20 protein-coding genes and 1 tRNA gene are annotated in these 20,463 nt (G+C 59.1%); 5 read left to right on the forward strand and 16 right to left on the reverse strand.

Annotated elements, in window-relative coordinates; all coding sequences use genetic code 11:
• Positions 1-77 precede the first annotated feature (77 nt).
• The 5 genes from AB4Z24_RS10170 to AB4Z24_RS10190 form a co-directional block, all read right to left on the reverse strand.
• Complete coding sequence (locus AB4Z24_RS10170; protein WP_441707998.1) at positions 78-2,036, reverse strand: class I SAM-dependent methyltransferase; 1,959 nt, start codon at positions 2,034-2,036, stop codon at positions 78-80.
• Between the two features lie 233 nt (positions 2,037-2,269).
• Positions 2,270-3,427, reverse strand: coding sequence for a glycosyltransferase (locus AB4Z24_RS10175; protein ID WP_441708000.1), 1,158 nt, complete (start codon positions 3,425-3,427; stop codon positions 2,270-2,272).
• Complete coding sequence (locus AB4Z24_RS10180; protein WP_441708002.1) at positions 3,427-4,206, reverse strand: glycosyltransferase family 2 protein; 780 nt, start codon at positions 4,204-4,206, stop codon at positions 3,427-3,429. Before AB4Z24_RS10180 ends, AB4Z24_RS10175 begins: the two co-directional genes overlap by 1 nt.
• A complete protein-coding gene (locus tag AB4Z24_RS10185) occupies positions 4,206-5,315 on the reverse strand; it encodes a DegT/DnrJ/EryC1/StrS family aminotransferase (protein WP_441708004.1) in 1,110 nt (369 codons plus the stop codon). Before AB4Z24_RS10185 ends, AB4Z24_RS10180 begins: the two co-directional genes overlap by 1 nt.
• A gap of 18 nt (positions 5,316-5,333) precedes the next feature.
• The gene (locus AB4Z24_RS10190; protein WP_441708005.1) at positions 5,334-6,164 is read right to left on the reverse strand and encodes an acetyltransferase; all 831 of its coding nucleotides are present in this window, start codon (positions 6,162-6,164) and stop codon (positions 5,334-5,336) included.
• Between the two features lie 134 nt (positions 6,165-6,298).
• Between AB4Z24_RS10190 and AB4Z24_RS10195 the strand changes: the two genes are divergently transcribed.
• On the forward strand, positions 6,299-7,054 hold the full coding sequence (locus tag AB4Z24_RS10195; protein ID WP_441708007.1) for a class I SAM-dependent methyltransferase: 756 nt from the start codon (positions 6,299-6,301) through the stop codon (positions 7,052-7,054).
• Between the two features lie 214 nt (positions 7,055-7,268).
• Here AB4Z24_RS10195 and AB4Z24_RS10200 read toward each other — a convergent pair whose 3' ends face one another.
• The 3 genes from AB4Z24_RS10200 to AB4Z24_RS10210 form a co-directional block, all read right to left on the reverse strand.
• Positions 7,269-7,451 (reverse strand): hypothetical protein, encoded by a 183-nt coding sequence (locus AB4Z24_RS10200; protein WP_441708009.1) that lies wholly within the window; start codon positions 7,449-7,451, stop codon positions 7,269-7,271.
• Positions 7,452-7,553: 102 nt separating this feature from the next.
• Positions 7,554-7,631: transfer RNA gene (locus AB4Z24_RS10205), tRNA-Pro, on the reverse strand.
• A 197-nt stretch (positions 7,632-7,828) separates the two neighbouring features.
• Positions 7,829-8,860, reverse strand: coding sequence for an alpha/beta hydrolase (locus AB4Z24_RS10210; RefSeq protein ID WP_441708011.1), 1,032 nt, complete (start codon positions 8,858-8,860; stop codon positions 7,829-7,831).
• 321 nt (positions 8,861-9,181) lie between these two features.
• Here AB4Z24_RS10210 and AB4Z24_RS10215 point away from each other — a divergent pair, with 321 nt between their 5' ends.
• Complete coding sequence (locus AB4Z24_RS10215; protein ID WP_441708282.1) at positions 9,182-10,519, forward strand: APC family permease; 1,338 nt, start codon at positions 9,182-9,184, stop codon at positions 10,517-10,519.
• Between the two features lie 11 nt (positions 10,520-10,530).
• Positions 10,531-11,808, forward strand: coding sequence for a hypothetical protein (locus tag AB4Z24_RS10220; RefSeq protein WP_441708013.1), 1,278 nt, complete (start codon positions 10,531-10,533; stop codon positions 11,806-11,808).
• Positions 11,809-11,831: 23 nt separating this feature from the next.
• Here AB4Z24_RS10220 and AB4Z24_RS10225 read toward each other — a convergent pair whose 3' ends face one another.
• From AB4Z24_RS10225 to AB4Z24_RS10255, 7 genes are all read right to left on the reverse strand, one after another.
• Positions 11,832-12,581, reverse strand: a complete 750-nt coding sequence (locus tag AB4Z24_RS10225) for a 4'-phosphopantetheinyl transferase family protein (RefSeq protein ID WP_441708015.1) — start codon at positions 12,579-12,581, stop codon at positions 11,832-11,834.
• Positions 12,565-13,080, reverse strand: a complete 516-nt coding sequence (locus AB4Z24_RS10230) for a MerR family transcriptional regulator (protein ID WP_441708017.1) — start codon at positions 13,078-13,080, stop codon at positions 12,565-12,567. The genes AB4Z24_RS10225 and AB4Z24_RS10230 overlap by 17 nt, the downstream gene beginning before the upstream one ends.
• A 72-nt stretch (positions 13,081-13,152) precedes the next feature.
• On the reverse strand, positions 13,153-13,458 hold the full coding sequence (locus AB4Z24_RS10235; RefSeq protein WP_290991056.1) for an integration host factor subunit alpha: 306 nt from the start codon (positions 13,456-13,458) through the stop codon (positions 13,153-13,155).
• 127 nt (positions 13,459-13,585) lie between these two features.
• Positions 13,586-14,563, reverse strand: a complete 978-nt coding sequence (locus AB4Z24_RS10240; RefSeq protein WP_441708019.1) for a beta-ketoacyl-ACP synthase III — start codon at positions 14,561-14,563, stop codon at positions 13,586-13,588.
• 2 nt (positions 14,564-14,565) lie between these two features.
• Positions 14,566-15,651 carry a phosphate acyltransferase PlsX gene (gene plsX / locus AB4Z24_RS10245; RefSeq protein WP_441708020.1) on the reverse strand — a complete coding sequence of 362 codons (1,086 nt, stop codon included), beginning with the start codon at positions 15,649-15,651 and terminating at the stop codon, positions 14,566-14,568.
• A gap of 225 nt (positions 15,652-15,876) precedes the next feature.
• On the reverse strand, positions 15,877-16,395 hold the full coding sequence (locus tag AB4Z24_RS10250; protein WP_441708022.1) for a YceD family protein: 519 nt from the start codon (positions 16,393-16,395) through the stop codon (positions 15,877-15,879).
• Positions 16,392-16,976, reverse strand: coding sequence for a ubiquinol-cytochrome C chaperone family protein (locus AB4Z24_RS10255; RefSeq protein WP_441708023.1), 585 nt, complete (start codon positions 16,974-16,976; stop codon positions 16,392-16,394). The genes AB4Z24_RS10250 and AB4Z24_RS10255 overlap by 4 nt, the downstream gene beginning before the upstream one ends.
• Before the next feature lie 234 nt (positions 16,977-17,210).
• On the opposite strand from AB4Z24_RS10255, the gene AB4Z24_RS10260 reads away from it, so the two are divergent.
• Both AB4Z24_RS10260 and AB4Z24_RS10265 read left to right on the forward strand, forming a co-directional pair.
• Entirely contained in the window at positions 17,211-17,615 is a 405-nt protein-coding gene (locus tag AB4Z24_RS10260; RefSeq protein WP_441708024.1) for an outer membrane protein assembly factor BamE, read from the forward strand.
• A 162-nt stretch (positions 17,616-17,777) separates the two neighbouring features.
• Entirely contained in the window at positions 17,778-18,032 is a 255-nt protein-coding gene (locus tag AB4Z24_RS10265) for a hypothetical protein (RefSeq protein ID WP_441708026.1), read from the forward strand.
• 86 nt (positions 18,033-18,118) lie between these two features.
• On the opposite strand, the gene AB4Z24_RS10270 is transcribed toward AB4Z24_RS10265, so the two are convergent.
• Positions 18,119-20,275, reverse strand: a complete 2,157-nt coding sequence (locus AB4Z24_RS10270; protein ID WP_441708028.1) for a sodium-translocating pyrophosphatase — start codon at positions 20,273-20,275, stop codon at positions 18,119-18,121.
• Positions 20,276-20,463: the final 188 nt, after the last annotated feature.

The following is a 20,463-nucleotide window of genomic DNA, read 5'->3' on the forward strand; positions in this document are numbered from 1 at the left end:
AGGATTTGAACCTCCGCCCCCAGTTCGGTAAAAGCCAGCTTTCCACGACTCTAGTACTACGGACGTTGCGATAGGGTTCAAAGCCAAGAACGCAACCTTCCGATTTCCCGTTTCAGAATGTCGATTCTCGGTTTGATCTGACTTTCGAAGCTATAAACTTCAAGGGCACGTTTTTTGCCAGCCTCGGCGATATTCCTGAGCGCGGCGGGATTGTTACGATACCACATCAGCCGCTCAACGATGACATCAGCATCGTGCGGGACGATGACCAGATCGCGTTCGACCTCGAACTCAAGATTTAGTTTGAGCGGATCGGTGCAGAACAGCGCCACGCCGTTGAGCATCGCATCCGATCCGCAACCGGTCGGAAAACCATCGAAGGCGCCCGGGGCGATGACGAACGGTACGTTGCAGAGCAGGATGATATCCTTGTCCTGATAGAAGCGGGACAGCCACTCCTGGGTCTGGCCACCGTGGAACGTGATCCTGTCCTCCAGCCCGTCGATCGGCAAATCTTCGGCGTTAAATCCGCCGACGACATGGAAGCGGCATTCCGGCAACGTCGCCGCCAGACGCCTCGCGACCTCCAAAAACAAGTCATAACCCTTGTCGTGCCCGTCCGGCGTGTATTTGTGAGCAGTGAAGCAGATGTCGAGAGTTGTTTTTCCAAATCCGAAATAACTGTGCTCGCGCGTCGCGCCGTCGAGATTAATCCGCGGCGTCACGACACCGTAGATGAATTCGATCTTGTCCGGCGGACAGAAATTCTTTTCCAGAAGATAGTCGCGCGTGATTTTCTGGGTGACGATCACGCGCCGGAACATCTTGCTCCCGAACACCCGCCGCAGTCGCTCGTCGGAGGCAGTATCGTTGATATAAAACGATCCGCCCGGATAGAGCGTAAACACAAACGGCAGATGATTGCGCTCGAAATATTCGATGTTTTCCCAGGCATTCCCGGCGAATATCGAATAGGCGAGCCTGCTGCGCACCGGTTCGTTCCGGTCGAGAATTGTGATTCTGCCGCTCGCGCCGCGATGATCCGATTCATGAGCGCGGATGACGTCTGTAACCGACCTGATCTCGCGAAAAAATGTGAATGCCCTACCGGTCGTATAAACTACGGATTTTTTGAAGTGCTTAAGGTAGGCGTCGTACTCTTCGAGCCGAAACGCCGATTGCGGATGCGGATAGGCATCGTCCGCAATAACAAGCTCAAACGGGCGGAGACGTCTCCGCCATTCCTTCCATCTCGCCTTGATCGCCAGCCGCGCCTGCGCTTCCTGATTGTAGGTAATGATGGAAACCGACACCTTGGACGATGGCTCGTTATTATCCTTCAGGCGCAATGCCTCCCGCTCGATCGTCGAGCAAAGCTTTGACAACTCGTTTTTTCGGGAGTCTTCGAGATGGGCCTTGATCAGAACGGCATACGTGTCCGCCCGATAAATCAGCGTGAGCCGTTGCTCGGCATAGGCGAGCGCCGGCTTGACCGAATCCCAGTTGGTGTCGTCAATGATCAGAAGTCCGCCGGGGTTCAGCAACGAGATATAAAGCTCGACATCCTGCATCACGAATTTGGTGTCGTGATTGCCGTCGATATGAACGATATCGACCGTGATGCATTGATCGCGAAAATATTCGATCGCCCTTTGCGAGGTCTGCCGAATGATTTCGGTGCTCTGCGAAAGGCGAAAATCGTCCCGCCGCCGCAGGGCGTCGGTGTACAGCGCATCGTAGTCGGTTTCCTCGAAGAATTTGTTGACGGCGTCAACCACGGCTTCGGGAAGATCGTACTCCTGCGCATCGAACCGGGTATATGGATCGATGCCATAACTGTAGCCCTCGCGACGGGAGAGAAAAAAAGCGATGGGAAAAAAGCTGCGGCCGCGATAAACCCCGATCTCGATGAACGTGCGCAGAGAAAGCCGGTCGGCCAGTGCCGCCATCACACCGATTTTCTCAATCGCACTGCCGCCGCCGACATCGACCGGGATGGAATTGGCAAGCCTGTTCAGTTCTTGCAGATTTATCATTAAAAGTTCCATATCGATAAACGCAGGCCCACCGACATCGCCAGACAGCTAGGAATCGGACATCCGTGTACCGCGCACTTGTCCGCTAGCAATCAGTGCGTGACCAGGTTCATGCGACCTCGGTGGCGGATACCATCGCGTAGGGTTCTCTAGTCCGCTGAAGCGGGTCAGCAGAAAGTCCTGCAACGCCGTGGTGCCGGTTTTATGAGCGCCGACGTGCACGACGACGCGCATCAGCCGGACCGTTTGCCAAGGTAGCGCTTCGTGAGGCGCCGCGCGGAGAGTTTAAAGCGGTATTTCAACGCCTCGATAAGCTCCGGCGTCCGAAAGGCTCTCGGGTCGGTAACGGCTTCTAATGGGGGGCCGCTTGCATCGGATCGCAATGCCGGCTGCGGAGAAACGGATTCTGGGAGCCATAGGCATTTAGCTCCCATCAGTTTTTGGAATGTTAAGGCATTGAAGGCGTATTTTTCTTCAAGTCGTCGGGCCGATACCGGTGTCCCCAGGAGTTCGTAGGCCCATTCCAAGCCGATATTACGGTACAAACCTTCGATGTTCGGAGCGCTGTCGAGAAGATAAAGAGTCTTCTCAATCCGGAGATCGGTGTCATCTTCTATCGGCTTCGTAGACCCGAAGCTATTGAGCCAGGACTCGGTATCCATGCTTGCGATGAGGTTGCGCACGATCAAGGCACGTTCATTGACGTCGCGCCGTGCATTTGTGCTTGTCGCGCCTGATGCGTTGCTTGCGTTGGCGAACCAGCGGAATTTGACGAGGCGCTCATCAAGCACGAAAATGTCATACTTCTGGAGAACCCGAAGCCACATGTCGTAGTCGGGCAGTTGGCGAAATCTGTTGTCGTAATAGCCAACGCGGTCGTAGGCCTCCCGTCGAATGAGGACCGAGGGGTGGCATAGGCAGTTGCCCTTCAAAACCAGCTTATTTGTCCATTGTCCCCGGGATCTGTTCGGCTGCGTGAACACATTCCATAGCACCTTTCGGTCCTTTGGAACGTTGGTGCCGTCCTGATCAATCCACGAAACATTGGTGAACACGGCGCCAATTTGAGGCGAGCGGTGAATGACAGCAAGTTGCCGCTCGAGTTTATTGGGTTCCCACAAATCGTCCGAATTGCAGACTGCGACCAGGTCGCCGCGCGTCATCTGCACCGCGATGTTCATGGCGGCGCAGGCGCCCACATTCTTTTCGAGCAAGTTGATGCGGACACGAGGGTCGTCAATTTTCTTCAGGATATCCCGGCTGCCGTCGGACGAGCCGTCATCGACGATGATGAGCTCCAATGGCGCGGAGGTTTGAGAGAGGATCGAGCTGATGGTTTGGGAAATGTACGGCGCGTGATTGTAGGACGGCACCACGACTGAAATTAGCATCAAGCATTCCCCATGCCGAATTTCCTCTGCGCCTCGATGACGAAGGGTTGGTAGGCGAAATCGGTGATCTCGTCGAATGCGCTCAGCGTATCGCCGATCATCGATTTGCGTTGATGTGCCGACAAGCGCGACCATTGTCCTTCCGCATGCAGCACGTAGCGCGTGGAGGGCGTTGGATCGAAAATGACTGGCCCCTTGCTGGCGAGGATGAGATTGACGATCCAATCGAAGCCGCGGACGTGTTGAACACGATCGAGGACACTCTGGAGCTGGCCGGTTCGATACATGCAATTGGAGAAGGTCGACGGGCTATTTTCAAAGAGCAGATCGACAACGCCCAAATTCCAGTAGCGCCGTGTGTGCGCGAGAGCCGGATGCAAGCGCGAAAGCTGATCTTCGGTAACTTCGCATGCCGTAAAGCAGAAGGCGGCATGGCTCATCCGCTTCAGGCAATCAATTTGGCGAACGAGTTTTGTTGGCGATGTCCAAACGTCGTCGCCTTCGAGAATGGCGAGGTAGGGTGTCGTGATCGTGCTGATGACGTGGCGGTAGTGCCGCATGGTTCCGAGGTTGGCCGGATTTCGCCTGACCTCAATGGGTATGGAGGGTGAACGAGCCGCAACCGCCTTGGCCGTTTCGAAGGTTGAATCCGGCGATGCGTCATCCGAAACGAGGATTTCGATGTCCTGGTGCTCGGACTGGGCGATTGCGCTCCGCATCGCCGCTTCGATCGTGCGTTCCTGATTATAGGTCAAAATAAGAGCAGTAATTTCAGCCATTATGATATTGAAGTCTTGATGATGCTTGCCACGCGGAAGGCGTCTTCCTTTTTCATATTGGCCGATAATGGAAGAGCAAGCACTTCGGCTGCTGCACGGGATGCATTTGGAAAGCTATTGGAGGCGGAAGGACAAACCCGGCGATAGGCTTTGATATCGGACAATAAAGGATAGAAATATCGTCGTGCAAAAACACCGCACGATTTGAGATCTCGCTGCACGTTATCTCTTTTGCCGTCCCGGACCCTTATCACATAGTACTGCAAGCGGTCTGAAATGCCCGGCCGGTCTCGCAAAATGGAAATGCCCTTCACATTGGCGAGGGCCTCGTCGTAGCAATCGCGGATTTCGCGCCGCCGCTCGAGATCATCGTGATAATGGAGCAAATTGGCCAAGCCAAAGGCAGCATGGATTTCGCTCATCTTGGCATTGATGCCGATATCCACGACCGAGTCTTCGGATTCAATGCCGAAGTTCGAAAGCAACTCAATCCTGCGGTGGAGTTCCGGCGAATTGACGCAAATTGCGCCGCCCTCGGCGGTGGTGAAAATCTTGGTCGCGTGAAAGCTGAATGTCGTGGCATCCCCATATCGGGACACATCGACATTGTTGTACGTCGACCCGAAGGCGTGGGCGCCGTCATAGACCAGGGGAATTCCGTGTTTCTTGCTGATGGCGTCCAGCCGGACGACGTCGCATGGGTTTCCATAAACGTGGACGCCGAGAATGCCGGATACGTTGTCCTCCATCGCTTGCTCGACCGCGTCGGGGTCGATGGTCAGGAAGTCCTCTTCGACATCCACAAACAGCGGCGTCACCCCCGTCCAGATCAGCGCGGCCGCCGTGGCTGGAAAGGTGAAAGGTGTGGTGATGACTTTTCCGCGGAACTCGAGGGCACGCGCCACGACTTCGATGGCAGCGGTGCCATTTGAGGTCAGGGAAAGATGGGGCACTTTGATCATCTCGCTGAGCCGCAGCTTCAGTTGATGGTTCAAGGGGCCTGCGTTGGACAGTCGCCGGGACTCAAGGGCTGTCCGCAAGAGTGCTACAAGTTCGGCTTCTGTGGGAACTGACGGCGTCGTGACGTACAGTGGCAGCGTGGCGGACACGTTTTGACTCCGATGAACCTATGCACTGGATCGCAAAGGGCGCGCTGGAACTCCTGCCACAACTGTTTCAGCTGGGACGTCTGAGATAACCACTGCGCCCGCGCCGACAAAGGCATTTCTTCCGATCTTCAGAGGCTTTCCTGCAGATCCGTTGATGACTGTTGCGCCCACGCCTATGGTCGCGCAGCAGTCGATGGCGACATTCCCCGCGCACGTCACGCGGGGGGCCAGCGTGCAGTGATCTGCAATCACCACGTCATGGGAAATCGAACAGTGAAAATTGATGATCACATTTTCACCGATCACCACATTTTCCGATATTGCGGTTCCGAAAAATATCTGACTGCCTGGCCCGACCGAGGCGGTGGAGGACATCCAGACTCCGGGGGCACGAAGGGTCAGTGGGGTCAAACCATCCGAGAGGGCGCGATGATAAAGAGATTTCCGGGCAGGCGAGTCGCCGATGGCGATGAGAATATTGGCGTCGGGAAATCGCGTGATGGCGTCGGCGTAGGTGATGACCTCGACGTTTGACACAGTGCGGCCCGGATTGAAGTCATCGAGCAATGCGACAGGTTCTACGTTCAGAGCCGCACGTGCAATTCCCAAGACCTCGCGCGCATGACCGCCTGCGCCATAAATCAAAAGAGGCCGTGCGGCCATTAATGCGAACCCTTCAAGCCTCGGTGTGCGTCTTATGACGACCTGGTAGCCGCGATGGAGAACCTCGAGTTCAGCAGAGCACCACGAAAGAAATGTGTCGATGGCTTCTTTCGGGCGGTCTTTTGAGGCGCGGTGCAATTGCCATTCGTTATCGTTCCAGTTACGCAAGCTGCCGGGCCTGGTCAACTTCCATGCGAGCAAACTGTCGACAGACACATCGGCCCTGAAATGACTTCCATCTACATACGATCTAAACGTCAAAGTTGGATCTGCGGCGGTGCTCGATGTAAGATACTGGAAAATTCCAAGGGGAGATCGTTTTGAATTTCACGGCTCACAATATCGAATTGCCCGACGGAACTCAGACCTTCCCGCAAGCGGGCGGGTTGATGCAGACCTATCCATGGTTCCTTTCAGCGAAGAGAATGATTGAAGCTGTTTTCCCGAACGGGTTCGAAAACGTAAGTCTTGCGGACTTGGGATGTTTAGAAGGCGGCTACACAGTCGAATTTGCGAAGCTTGGACTGGATTGCCTGGGCGTTGAAGCGCGCCAAAGCAACTTCAATAATTGCGAGATCGTTCGATCGGCGTTCAGTCTTCCGAACCTGCGCTTCGTGAAAGACGATGCGTGGAACCTTCCGACTTATGGGAAGTTCGACGTCACGTTTTGCTGTGGGTTGCTCTATCACCTCGATAGGCCCAACACATTTCTTAAGATGCTCGCAAAGCAGACGAATAAGCTTTTGATCGTTCAGACCCACTTCGCTGGGGAAAACCAAGCTAAGTTCGATCTATCAGATCTTGCTGAAAATGATGGACTAACAGGCCGCTGGTATAGCGAATACGACGGAGAATTCGACGAGGCGGCTCTAGACAGTGCGCGGTGGACGTCGTGGAAGAACGGGAAGTCTTTTTGGCCCACCCGAGAAGCCTTGCTGCAGGCCATTTTAAGTGCTGGCTTCGATTTGGTGCTAGAACAGTTCGATGGGCTTGCGCCACGTATTGATATGGCGATGAAACCAGGTGGTCAGTACGTCGACTTTTGCCGAGGAACTTTTGTCGGGATTAAGCTCTAAAGGCCGGCTCGTGGCCTTTACGGGACCTGAACGATCAACTTCGCGCTTGGCCCTCGACGACAAGGAAACACCCTCCAATCGGGCAAATTTGTCTGCTTCTGTCACTGGCTTGTCTTCGTTATCGGCAACCCTGCAGCTAGGGAAATGCTTCGCCCAATACGGATGACCCTGGTAGACGATCGAAGCGCTGCCGAGCGAAGACTCTTCTCGGCGCTTAGTGCACAAAACTCTTGAGGTAGTGGTCGAAGTCTTCACGATCAAAGCCGCTTCGGCTCGCGCTCGGCTTCTTCTTCTTGAGCTTTCCCGTTTCAGCTAAGCGGTCGACCTGGCGCAAGCTCAACCGCAGCACTTGGGCTGCCTCAGCGCGCGTTACATGCTCAGGAAACGGCTTGCTCATGGCCGCGAGATCTGCGAGTTGCAAAACACCAGCAAGGCCCCATCAATCGGGACACGAGCGATTCCTAGGGTGAGTTGCGAATTCTGCAAGTCATTGAAAAAATGGTCGGAGCGAGAGGATTTGAACCTCCGACCCCCAGTCCCCCAGACTGGTGCGCTAACCAGGCTGCGCTACGCTCCGAATTGGAAATCTCGATGGCATCTGCCTGAACTTCAGGTCAGGGAGGCCACCCGGCCGATTTGGCCGGTCGATCTTGGCGTTGGGTACCCGGAACGATCACCCCCGTCAAGGACGATGTACCCGGCGCCTGCGCATCTTGGTTTCTCAGGCTCAAACCGCGGGTTCGGGATCGCGAAATCCCTGGCGCACCCGATGGCTTAACGACGGTATTCCGGCAATCGCTTCAGGATATCGATAATCGGATTGTCCACCCAGGCATGGGTTACGAGATCCCGGTGGCGGCCATCGCCTCCCGGAACAACCGCGACGCCGCCGGTGGCCAGCCGGGTATTTATCTGCGGACTGACGTCGACGTCGTGCGCGGCAAGGATGTCCTCGAACTGGGCGTTCTGATTGCGGGTGGAGCCAAGGTAGACGCTGACGAAGAACGCCGATGGATCCGCCTCGATCCAATGGGCGAACTTATCGAGGTCGCCGTAAAGCGAGTCCAATAGAACGACGCCACGAACGCGCTTCTTCAATCCGCCGCGCTCGATCGCGGACGCAGCCGCGACGTATCCACCGCTGTAGGCGACGATGATGACCGGCATGCTCGCAAAGGTGCGGAGCGATTTGCGATCGCCGTGCAGGCGCGCGAGCTGCTGTCCGGCCTCGCCGATGAACCGTCCGAAGACGCCGGGTTGCCAGAATTTGCCGGCGCTCGAGTCCGCGGCATCGACGGCGAGTTGAGGCGCGACGAGAACGACATTCGCATTCGATGCCGAGATCTGGTCGGGAACTTTCTGGCGCGCGAGAACGTCACGCTCAAGCGTTGCGCCGTGGCCGTGAAAGAAAACCATCATCAACGCCGGGCGGCGGATATCGAAGCCCTTCGGAATGTGCAGAAGCACCCGATTATCGTTGTAGGTCTGATCTTCCCAATAAACGCGGCCAGAGCCGGTGCGATGTCCCTTGCGGCCGTTTTCATCGACGTTGAGAAACGGCGCGTTCGAACCCGGCATGGTCCCGTGATAGGGGAAAGGCGCGGTATCGAAGGGGACGAGAGTCGTTTTTGCGGTCTTGGTCGGGCCGCTTCTCGATTGAACCTGTGTTTTGGAAGGCGCGGCAGGATGCTTGGCCGTCTTGTTGGCCGCGACAGACTCAGAAGCATTCAACGTCCATGCGAGGCTTGCGCCGAGAGCTTGCGCAAGAAATCGTCGTCGCCCGCAGTCTATTCTCGGCGGCGCCATGCGCTCCGACGCTCCGTCATCTTCATTAGAGTTGCGTTTACCCTCAAACAGAATAGTCAGCCATGATTCGGCAATAAATCGATGCGTGGCTCTAATGTCCAAAGTTGTCCAATTCGTGAGATACGCTGGCGAACACTAAAGTGACGACGTTATGACCCACTGCGGCCATGACGTGAACCGAACCCTCCGTGCAACGCTCTAGATGTATTTTAGCAACGGGCTTTTAACATGTTCCATCGGCAGTTGTTGCCCCGCACCCGAGTCAATAGTGTCCCACGAATCGGTCACGGTTAAGCTCAATCAATGACAACTGCCGCCAGCATGCCCGCCCCGTCCTCGATCGCCCCGCGGATCGACGTCCGGACAGTTTCGACGGTAACTGCGACCGCTCTCGCCGTCGCCGACATGATCGGTATCGGCGTTTTCACCAGCCTTGGCTTTCAAGTCGCGAGCATTCCCTCGGCATTTCCGGTGCTATTGCTCTGGATCGTCGGTGGCGTTGCGGCGCTCTGCGGCGCCCTCGCCTACGCGGAATTGGCGGCCGCGTTCCCACGCTCAGGCGGCGAATACAATTTTCTCTCGCGCATCTATCATCCGGCTGTTGGATTCCTGGCGGGATGGATATCCGCGACACTCGGCTTCTCGGCGCCGATCGCGCTCGCGGCTATGGCATTCGGTGTCTACTTCAAAGCGATCATTCCGGACATCTCGCCCCTGTTTCTCGGGCTTGCGGTCGTCTGGATCGTGACGGCCGTCCACCTCAGTGGCATCAAGCACTCGAGCAAGTTCCAGAACATCTCGACGATCGTCAAAGGCGCCCTCATCCTGGCGCTCATCGTCGCGGGGCTTGTCTACGGGACGCCGCAGCCGATTTCGTTCGCGCCGTCGGCAGCCGACATGGACTACATCGCGAGCGCACCTTTCGCGGTGAGCCTGGTCTTCGTGATGTATGCCTATACCGGCTGGAACGCCGCGACCTACATCGCCGGCGAAATTCGCGAGCCCTCCGTCAGCCTGCCGCGCTCGATTGTGGCGGCGACGTTGATTGTCATCACCAGCTATGTCGCGCTCAACGCGGTGTTTCTTTACACGACGCCGATCTCGGCGATGGCGGGCCAGCTAGACGTTGCCCTCGTCGCCGGCAAGCACATTTTCGGCGAGTTCGGCGGGAGGATCGTCGGCGGCCTGATCTGTATCGGACTCATTTCTTCGATCAGCGCCATGACCTGGATCGGGCCGCGCGTCACCATGGCGATGGGGAAAGATCATGCGATGCTCCGCGCGCTTTCGCGCACGACAAGCGACGGGGTTCCAAGAACGGCAATTCTGTTGCAGCTCGGCATCGTCAGCCTGCTGCTCATGACGCAGAGCTTCGAGGCTATTCTCGACACGATCCAGTTCAGCCTCACGCTGTGCTCTTTCCTGGCGGTGCTCGGCGTCATCGTATTGCGCTGGACGTCGCCCGACCTTCCGCGGCCCTACCGGACTTGGGGCTATCCGATCACACCACTGATCTTCCTCGGTGTGACCTCTTTCATGATGTACTACCTCGTCGTCGAGCGTCCTCTTCAGTCGCTGGCCGGTCTTGCCATCATGCTGACGGGATTGGCGGTTTATGCCTTTGCCCAACAGCGTTCGGTGAGTGACGTAAGGCCTTAATAGGATCAAACATGGCTAGAATGCTGGTCACCGTTGCGATCGCCGTAGTGGCTATCGCATTCTCAGTTCTTGGCCCATCGGCGCAGGCCGAGCCGAGCGCCAGCATCAACGATACGGCCCGTTTCATTGCTGGGCTGCCGCCATCGGCGGGATCGCCTCTCAATACGTATACGAACGACGGCTACTGGAAACAGTACGCGAGCGGCTTCGACGAGGCTTGGAGCAATCTCGAAAAGCGCCAGCTGACGAAGATCCGGACCATGGTCTCGCGCGATTTCAATACGCGGCAGTCCGTGCTGTTCTATCTTTTCAGCGGCCCTGACTTTCTCTACGCGGACGCTTTCTTTCCGTCTGCCGATACCTACGTGATGGCGGGCCTGGAGCCTCCGGGTGCCATTCCGGATCTGCGGAAGTTCTCTCGCGGCGAGATTGCAAGCTCGCTTCGCGACCTTCGCTCGTCGCTGAGCTCCGTGCTGAGCTACAGCTTCTTCCAGACGAAGTTCATGAAGGTCGATTTCAGCCGCGCGAAGCTCAACGGCACGCTGCCTGTGCTGATGACGTTCCTGGCACGCTCGGGCAAGACGATCTACGACATCGAGCTGTTCGATCTTCAGAGCGACGGCACGCTGCATCCGGTCGAGGAGAAGATTGCCAATCCGACCGGCAAGGGCGCGAAGATCATTTTCTCCGACCCGGACGTCGGCAAGAAACGCACGCTCTATTACTTCAGCACGGACCTGTCGGACAGCGGCATCAAGACGAGCGGATTCCTTACGTTTTGCGATCAGCTCGGGCACGGCGACAGCTTCATCAAGAGCGCGTCGTATCTGATGCATTCGGATAATTTCTCGACCGTTCGCGACTTCCTGCTTTCGCACAGCGTGTCGCTGCTTCAGGACGACTCCGGAATTCCGGTGCGCTTCTTCGCACAGGGCTGGCAGCTCCGTCCGTATGGCCGGTATGTCGGTCCGATCAGTCTCTTCGGCGGCCAATATCAGGCGAAGCTCAAAGAAGTCTTTGCGAAGGAGCGCGCGACGCCGATCGATTTCAGCCTCGGTTATCGCTGGCGGCCGCTGGAGTCGAACATCCTGCTCGCGGTCAAAGATCCGTCGGCGACGGCTTTCGAGGTGGCGCCTGCGGCGACCAGCGGCAAGAAGAGCGGCGTCGAGGCCTCCGATGCAAAGCCCAAGGTCGAAGCGAAGGCGGATGTTCCATCGCGGCCACGCTACCGTCGCCATAAGCAGCAGACGGTCAGCAATCCGTATCAGATCTTTGGCTACTCGCCCTGATCGCGGGCACTATTTTCCGGCGCCTATGATCGTCGCGGGATGAACCCTGCGAGGTCATTTGCCGGGAACGGAAGCACTTCCAGCTTTTCCGGAAGGCGTTCGGCGGCGATTGCCGCGACGTACTCGTCGCCGGCTTCGAGATTTCTGACCGCGAGTCCGTATCCGGTATCTTGCGGTTGGTTTCTGCCTTTGCCGCCGACGACGCCCTGCTCCGTCAGCAGCCGACCGATGCCGATGCCCAGCGCTTTGGCGGCAGCTTCGAGACGCACCCATGCCGTCATGACGTCGGCGTCGTGTATTGCCGACAGCTGCCGATCGGCGCCGAAGCGCTGAGCGGAGGCGATGATCCGCTGCCGTCTCTCGCCGGACATCTTGAGGCTGCGCTGCTTTCTTTCGAGGTCGACGCCGACCGGCGTGTTCTTCGAGACGGCAATGAGCGCCGCTCCGCCGGTGTGCGAAACGTTGAACCACGGAGATCCCGCGGCGAGTCTTGGTCGGCCGCCCGGTTCGATCTCGAAGTCGGCCTGGCGGATGCCGGAACCGCCCGCGCGTTCGAGCACGACGCGGGTCGCGATGCGTGCGTTGCGCCAGAGCCGCCGTCCTTCGCTATCGCCGGACATGGATGCGACGCGAGCGATATCCGACGCGGAGAGCCGGGGTGTTGCCTTCTCTTCCGCTTCCAAAAGCGATGCGGATTTGACGAGATCAACGAAGAAGACTTCGAAATCGCCCACGGTAGCGGCCGCACCTTGTTCCTTATGACCGGCCTGCACGCGACTTCTTCAAATCATCGGGGCCGTCGGCGGCATTGAGCGGTTGACCAAGCAGGATCGCGCGCGCGATCTCGAGTTCGCGGATTGCGCTCAGGATCTGTACGTTCGCCGGCACTGGGGTTTCCTCTCGCGCCTTGCCCGGTTGTTCGGCCGGTGCCTTTGCGACGGGCTTACGGCCCCGTTTCCGGCTTGCGGGTTCGGCGGGCATTGCAGCCTGTGCCGCCGCGGCGCGGTGGGCTGCAGCCTTCACCTGCTCGACGCCGTGCTCACGGAGAATTTTCTGGACACCGCGTATCGTGTAGCCTTCGGCGTGAAGCAGGGCGCGGATGCCGCGCAGAAGCTCCATATCCTCCGGCCGATAGTAACGGCGGCCGCCGCCACGTTTCATCGGGCGGATTTGTGGGAACCTTCCTTCCCAAAAGCGCAGCACATGTTTCGGGATTTGCAGCTCGTCAGCCACTTCTCCGATCGTGCGAAAAGCTTCCGCCGACTTGTTCATGGAATCACCGCCCTCGCGCGTGCCAGACCTTCGGCGATTGAACGCTCAGTCCGATCGCGATGCAATCGGAACTCAGCGCTTCGCGTGACCTTTGTTGATACGATCTTTCATGATGTTCGACGGGCGGAACACCAGAACGCGCCGCGGCGTGATGGGAACTTCCTCGCCGGTCTTTGGATTGCGTCCGACCCTTTCGCCTTTCTGGCGAATGCCGAACGAGCCGAAGGACGAAAGCTTGACCGCGTCGCCCTCCGCTAGGCTCCCGGAAATCTCATCGAGTACCCGCTCGACGAGATCCTGGCTCTCGTTGCGCGGCAACCCAACTTTCTCAACGACGGCTTCCGCAAGATCAGCTCGCGTCAACGTCTTGCCCACCATCTCGTTCTCCCAGCCGAACAACCTGTTTCAACCGGCAATGGTAGCGGCGGTTGGTCGCGGGGTCAACGGGAGGGGCAATCAAGCGACTGAAAAGGCACGACTTTCTACGCTGCAGCGCACCAATTTTCTACCAGCGGGCGAGAACGGCGCCCCAGGTGAAGCCACCGCCCATGGCTTCCATGAGGATCAGGCTGCCTTCCTTGACCCGATGGGCCTCGAATGCGTCATTGAGAGCCAATGGGATCGATGCCGCCGAGGTGTTGCCGTGCCGGTCGAGCGTCATCACGATCTTCTCTGGCGCGACACCGAGCTTTTTGGCGATCCCGTCAAGGATGCGCTTGTTGGCCTGATGGGGAATGAACAGGTCGATCTCGTCCGGAGCATAGCCCGTCTCAACCAGCGTCTCTTCGATGACGCCCGAAATCTTCTGAACGGCATGCCGGAAGACCTCGCGGCCATTCATGCGGAGGTGACCGACGGTCTTCGTCGATCCGGGGCCGCCATCGACATAGAGGAGATCTTCGAAACGGCCGTCCGAGCGAATTTTCGTGGCGAGGATTCCCCGGTCGTCGCGCGCCCCGTGTTGCGTCTGCGCTTCGAGCACCACGGCGCCGGCGCCGTCGCCGAACAGAACGCAGGTCGAGCGGTCCGACCAATCGAGAATGCGCGAGAAGGTTTCGGCGCCGATGACGAGAGCGCGCTTCGACTGGCCGAGCCTCAGGAAGTTATCGGCGACGGTCATCGCGTAAACGAAACCCGAGCAGACGGCCTGGACATCAAAGGCGGCACCCTTGGTCACGCCGAGCATCTGCTGGATTCTCACCGCGGTCGCCGGGAATGTTCGATCGGGCGTCGCGGTCGCGCAGACGATGAGATCGATATCGACCGGATCGATCCCTGCCCGCACCAGGGCTTGCTTGGCGGCCGCCGCACCGAGATCGGACGTCAGCTCGTTCTCATCGGCGATATGGCGGGTGATGATGCCGGATCGCTCCTGGATCCAGGCGTCACTCGTATCGACGATTTTCGCGAGGTCGTTGTTGGTCACGGCGCGTTTCGGAAGATGCGCGCCGACGCCACGGATGACGGAGCGGAGGACTGCCAATTTTATGCCTTTCCGAGCGAACCGCCGGCTGCGCCTTGCGGCTGCGAACTGCCGCCGGCTGCCGAAAGTCTATGATGAAAACTGTCGATATCCGCCGTCAGACGCGCGATCAGTCCGGAATCGGCCATCTCGTACGCAAGATCGACGGCGCTCGCGAATCCGAAGGCATCGGTGCCGCCGTGGCTCTTCACGGCAATGCCGTTGAGGCCGAGAAATGTACCGCCGTTGACGCGTCGCGGATCCATCTTGTCTTTCAGCACGCGAAATCCGCCCTGCGCGAGAAAGGCGCCGATCTTGCTCAGCACGGAACTCGTCATTGCGGCGCGGAGATAGGCACTGATCTGTTTCGCCGTGCCCTCTGCGGTCTTCAATGCGATGTTGCCGGCGAAGCCTTCGACAACCAGAACATCGACTGCGCCGCGGCCGATCTGGTCGCCTTCGACGAAACCCTTGTATTCGAGCGGCAGGGCATCGACCGACTTCAGCAGCGCGTGCGCGGCCTTGACGTCCTCGTTGCCCTTCATTTCCTCGGTGCCGACGTTCAGTAGACCGACGGATGGTTTTTCGATGTGGAACACGGCGCGCGCCATCGCGGCGCCCATCAACGAATAATCGGCCAGCTGGCCCGAGGTCGCGCCGATGTTGGCGCCGACGTCGAGGACAATGCATTCCGATTTGATGGTCGGCCAGATTGCTGCGATGGCCGGGCGTTCGATGCCGGCGATGGGCCTGAGCACGAGTTTCGCGATGGCCATCAGCGCGCCGGTGTTCCCGGCCGAAACCGCTGCGTCCGCCTCGCCCATTTTCACTGCTTCGAGCGGCAGCCACATGCTGGAGCCCTTGCCACGCCGCAGGGCCTGGCTCGGCTTCTCGTCCATGGCAATGACGTGATCGGTATGGACGACACGCGACTTCGCCCGAAGCGCCGCGTGCTGCGCAAGCGCGGCTTCGATACGTGCCTGGTTGCCGTATAAAATGAAACTCAACGCAGGCTGGCGCTCGAGCGACAATGCCGCCCCGGGGACCACAACCTCCGGACCGTGATCGCCACCCATTGCGTCGAGTGCAATAGTCTTTGGGCTCGCCATTTCTTGTCGATTGCCGTTGAAATCGTATTGGCACAGAGGAGTAGTGCCAGACCCGGCATGGGTCTATCTGTCCCCGAAATTCGGCGAGACCATATCCTTTTAGGGCCCGCCCACAAGGCGAAAACGCGCCTCGTGACAGAAGCACTCACATCTTCCGGTTTTCGCTTGACTTTTTCCCCATATAGGGGCGCCGGGCCGTGCGTCAGGTTGTGCCAGCCGTCGTGATCAGCGGTCGGGCTTGAGCTTGGACAAGGCCGCAAAGGGGTTCGATTTTTCGGGCTCTCCCGCCTTGGGGTCCTGCCAATTGAACTCGGCGTCGGGGCGGCGCGGATAGGGATCGAGGGACGCAGACAACGTCTCGTAGACGATGCGCCCAACGGGGATGACGCCGTGCTCGAGCAGCTCGACGTCGGCGACACCGAGAATGGTTGCTTCCTCCTCGTCCTCCGGTGCGTCAATCTTGGGGAAGAATTCGACGTCGTATTCGGCATTTACTTTGCCCGCGACGGGCTCCAGCGACACCACGCAGGCCTGCTCCACGACTGCTGCGAGCGTTCCGCGCAGCCGGTATCCGTCTCCGGCGATCGCGTTGATGCGATAGTTCGTGGAAAGGCTATCGACCTTCAGGATATCGAGGGCTTGCGCCAGGGCCTGGCATTCGGCGGGCGCCGCCATGCGGTCGCGCTGCAATCCACCGGCCGGAATTTCGGCCGATTTTTCGATCCAATTCAGTTGGTCAGTCACGTCGTTGAAACCTTATTTTTTGCTGTGGCGGACGCGAGCAGCCGGCTCGCAATGCCATCGTTTACGAATACATCGAACGCATGGTCCGACAGGGCCGTTGATGCGGCCTGCATATAGACCGCAAGGGCCGCCGCGTCGTCTCCCCGCTCGGCCGAGCCGCCGTAAACATAGCCGCGAAGGGCTTTGGACAGCTCAGGCCATCCGCGTTCGGGCGAACCTGCCTCGTCCAAGGCACGGCGGTAGCTCGTGGCGCGCTCGTAAAAGGCCGCGGCTGCCCGCTTAACCTTCTTCGGCACGGTTAGATCCCCCACCCCCATCTCGCGCATGCAATCGTCCATATCAATGACGAATGCCTCGATCGTCCGGCGTACCAGCCCTTCTGCTGCGGTTCCTTTAGCGCGCAGGACTTCGAGCGCCAGGAAAAGGTGAAGGACGACCAGCTCGAATCGGCCTTCCGGTGTGTCCGGGACACCGAGAGTTTCGTAAAAAGCCGGTTGCCGCGCTGCGGTCACGACACTGCCATAAAGCTCTTCTGCTTTGCGGCTGTTATCGGCTCGCTGCGTCAGCCATCGCAACATCATCGGTTTCCTCGGTTAGCAGCATGGGCAGAGCAAATGTCTGGGGATCATGCCGGGCGGCCACGGGGGCGTGCAGTTGCCGGCTTCTGGCGCTCAATCTAAACACACGACGGCGATAGGGCGAAGAGATTCGCGCCAATGAAAGTTCAAATGAGACAGTACGGCCAAAGAAGTCGGCATTTAAATGCGATATTCCGCTCGGGGTTGGTCGCGTCGGCTGTCGTTGCGTCAACCATCATGCTTGGTGCATGCGGCACGCCGACAATCACCAAGCATGGCCAGCAGTTCCGGGCGACGGATCTTCAGGCCGTACAGCCCGGGATGAGCCAGGATCAAGTGCGCACCGCCCTCGGCACGCCGGCGACCACGGCCGTGGTCGGTGACGGCCGCGCCTTTTATTACATCTCGAGCACCGACAGCCAGAAATCGTTTTTCCTTCCGACCGAGACCGATCGGCAAGTGGTGGCGGTCTATTTCAATCAGGGCGGCACTGTCGACAATATCGCGAACTACGGCCTTAAGGACGGAAAGATCTTCGATTTCGTCAGCCGGAAAACGCCTGCCCCTGGCGGCAAGGATGAAGGCATCCTGAAGCAGCTGTTCCGCAACCTCGGCAAGCAACAGCTCTTCGGCAGCGGCTGAGCAGCTGTTTGGCTTAGCCTCGGCCAATGCGCCGTTCGCGACGCATAGTACCATCACCCCGGCGGCGCGCTTGAAACGCCGCTGTGAAAGACACAGATTCAACGGCGGTGCCGGCGCCTCGTTCCGCTGCTGGCCCTCAACGCAATTGCGCCGGGGTATCGCATGACCGAAAACATCGAAGTTGGGTTCATGGTTTTTCTGGCAGACGGCAAAGACGGCATCGGCGCCGTCCGCGAAGTCACGCCAAACTCAGTCGTCATCTACGTGGAGAATGCCGGCGAGTTCGTCGTGCCGCGATCGGCGGTCAAGGATGTCCACTCGGAAAAGGTACTCCTGAAGCCCGCGCTTCTTGATAAGCGCTTGCTCAAGGCCATTGGGCACGAGCACGACAGCGAAGATCCGAACCTCGTCGGGTAGTCCCTGCCATCATCGTGCTTCAGTCGCAATAGAAAAGGCCCCGGAGATCACTCCGAGGCCTTCGACGTTTTGAACTCAGTTGCCGATCACCAGTGGGCAAGCACTGCGAGCAGCAGCAGCGCCACGATGTTGGTGATCTTGATCGCCGGGTTGACGGCCGGACCCGCCGTATCCTTATAGGGATCGCCGACGGTATCGCCGGTAACGGACGCCTTGTGGGCCTCCGAGCCTTTGACGTGCTTGACGCCGTCCTTGTCGACGAAACCGTCCTCGAAGCTCTTCTTGGCGTTGTCCCAGGCGCCGCCGCCCGATGTCATCGAGATCGCGACGAAGATGCCGGTGACGATCACGCCCAACAGCATCGCTCCGACGGCGGAGAATGCCGCGCCTTTGCCTGCGATGGCGTTGACGACGATGAACAGCACGATCGGCGAGAGAACCGGCAGCAGCGACGGTACGATCATTTCCTTGATCGCCGCACGTGTCAGCAGGTCGACGGCGCGTGCGTAGTCCGGCTTGGACGTGCCCTTCATGATGCCGGGGTTAGCCTTGAACTGACGGCGCACCTCTTCGACGATCGAGCCCGCCGCCCGGCCGACAGCCGTCATGGCGAGGCCGCCGAACAGGAACGGGATGAGACCGCCGAGCAGAAGGCCAGCCACGACGTAGGGGTTGTCGAGGCCGAAGTTCACCTGCACGTCCTTGAAGAACTGGTAGCCCGTCGCGCCGGGAGCATTGCCCTCGGCGATGAAGTGCTGCAGGTCGTAATTGTAGGCGGCGAAGAGCACGAGGGCGCCGAGACCGGCGGAGCCGATCGCGTAGCCTTTCGTGACGGCCTTCGTCGTGTTGCCTACCGCGTCGAGCGCGTCGGTCGAACGGCGCACTTCCTTCGGCAGGCCGGCCATCTCGGCGATGCCGCCGGCGTTGTCCGTCACCGGACCGAAGGCATCGAGCGCGACGATCATGCCGGCGAGGCCGAGCATCGTCGTCGTTGCGATCGCCGTGCCGAAGAGGCCGCCGAGCTTGTAGGTCGCGATGATGGCCGCAACGATGGCGATCGTCGGGAGGGCAGTGGCTTCGAGCGAGACTGCAAGACCCTGGATCACGTTGGTGCCGTGGCCTGTGACTGACGCCTGGCTGATCGACTTCACCGGGCGATAGCCGATGCCGGTGTAATATTCGGTGATCCAGACGATGAGGCCGGTCAGCGCGAGGCCGACGAGACCGCAGAGGAACAGGTTCCAACCCGAGATCGTCTGTCCGGCTGCCGTGCCGACATCTCCGAAACCGCCGAGCACGTACTGGGTGGCGACGTAGAGGCCGAGGATCGACAGAACCGCCGATGCGATCACGCCGCGATAGAGAGCGCCCATGATCGAACCGTTGGTGCCGAGCTTCACGAAATAGGTGCCGACGATCGAGGTCACGATGCAGGCCGCGCAAATGGCGAGCGGATAGAGCATCAGGGCCGCGAGGTTCGGCTGGCCGGCAAAGAAGATGGCGGCCAAGACCATCGTCGCGACGACGGTCACGGCATAGGTTTCAAAAAGGTCCGCCGCCATGCCCGCGCAGTCGCCGACATTATCGCCGACGTTGTCGGCGATGGTTGCGGGGTTACGCGGATCGTCCTCGGGGATGCCAGCTTCGACCTTGCCGACGAGATCGCCGCCGACGTCCGCACCTTTCGTGAAGATGCCTCCGCCGAGACGGGCGAAGATCGAGATGAGCGAGGCGCCAAAGCCCAGCGCGACGAGCGCGTCGACGACGTCCCGGCTACCGGCTTCCTTGCCAAGGCCGAGCGTCAGAAACGCGTAGTATGCAGCGACGCCGAGCAGCGCCAATCCCGCAACTAAAAGGCCAGTGATCGCACCGGCCTTGAAGGCGATGTCGAGACCCTTGGCGAGCGAGACGGTTGCCGCCTGGGCGGTTCGAAGGTTGGCGCGGACCGAGACGTTCATGCCGATGAAGCCGGCGAGGCCCGAGAGAACTGCGCCGATCAAAAATCCGACGGCCTGAAGGGGCCCAAGAAGCAGCCATGCCAAAATGAAGATGACGACGCCGACGATGCCGATCGTGCGGTACTGTCTGTTGAGATATGCCTGTGCGCCTTCGCGGACAGCTGCCGCGATTTCCTGCATCCGGGCATTGCCCTGGTCGGCACTCAGCACGGATTTGGCTGTCACGAATGCATAGAGGATCGATAACGCCCCGCAGGCGATGATCCCCCAAAGTATATTGCTCATTGAGTGGTCCCTTTTGGCACGCTTCCTATCGAGGCCCGTTTGATCGGGCCCGCATTCCAGGTGCTTTCAGGCGCTGCCGAAACAGCTATCCCGCCCCCGGCATTTCTTTTTCCTCTCTCCTTATTGCGTCGTCGGCGGAGAGCCGCGGCGGACCATGCCAAAAGTGTCGCAGTGTTGCAACTCGGACG

Origin of the sequence: Hyphomicrobium sp. 2TAF46, from assembly GCF_052114865.1 — a bacterium.
GTDB lineage: Bacteria > Pseudomonadota > Alphaproteobacteria > Rhizobiales > Hyphomicrobiaceae > Hyphomicrobium_B.

Coding starts and splice junctions, on each gene's coding strand:
- AB4Z24_RS10210 (WP_441708011.1), bottom strand. CDS start 8,860: ATGGCGCCGCCGAGAATAGACTGCGGGCGACGACGATTTCTTGCGCAA.
- AB4Z24_RS10235 (WP_290991056.1), bottom strand. CDS start 13,458: ATGGTGGGCAAGACGTTGACGCGAGCTGATCTTGCGGAAGCCGTCGTT.
- AB4Z24_RS10230 (WP_441708017.1), bottom strand. CDS start 13,080: ATGAACAAGTCGGCGGAAGCTTTTCGCACGATCGGAGAAGTGGCTGAC.
- AB4Z24_RS10175 (WP_441708000.1), bottom strand. CDS start 3,427: ATGCTAATTTCAGTCGTGGTGCCGTCCTACAATCACGCGCCGTACATT.
- AB4Z24_RS10215 (WP_441708282.1), top strand. CDS start 9,182: ATGCCCGCCCCGTCCTCGATCGCCCCGCGGATCGACGTCCGGACAGTT.
- AB4Z24_RS10265 (WP_441708026.1), top strand. CDS start 17,778: ATGACCGAAAACATCGAAGTTGGGTTCATGGTTTTTCTGGCAGACGGC.
- AB4Z24_RS10260 (WP_441708024.1), top strand. CDS start 17,211: ATGCTTGGTGCATGCGGCACGCCGACAATCACCAAGCATGGCCAGCAG.
- AB4Z24_RS10270 (WP_441708028.1), bottom strand. CDS start 20,275: ATGAGCAATATACTTTGGGGGATCATCGCCTGCGGGGCGTTATCGATC.
- AB4Z24_RS10220 (WP_441708013.1), top strand. CDS start 10,531: ATGGCTAGAATGCTGGTCACCGTTGCGATCGCCGTAGTGGCTATCGCA.
- plsX (WP_441708020.1), bottom strand. CDS start 15,651: ATGGCGAGCCCAAAGACTATTGCACTCGACGCAATGGGTGGCGATCAC.
- AB4Z24_RS10200 (WP_441708009.1), bottom strand. CDS start 7,451: ATGAGCAAGCCGTTTCCTGAGCATGTAACGCGCGCTGAGGCAGCCCAA.
- AB4Z24_RS10170 (WP_441707998.1), bottom strand. CDS start 2,036: ATGATAAATCTGCAAGAACTGAACAGGCTTGCCAATTCCATCCCGGTC.
- AB4Z24_RS10180 (WP_441708002.1), bottom strand. CDS start 4,206: ATGGCTGAAATTACTGCTCTTATTTTGACCTATAATCAGGAACGCACG.
- AB4Z24_RS10255 (WP_441708023.1), bottom strand. CDS start 16,976: ATGATGTTGCGATGGCTGACGCAGCGAGCCGATAACAGCCGCAAAGCA.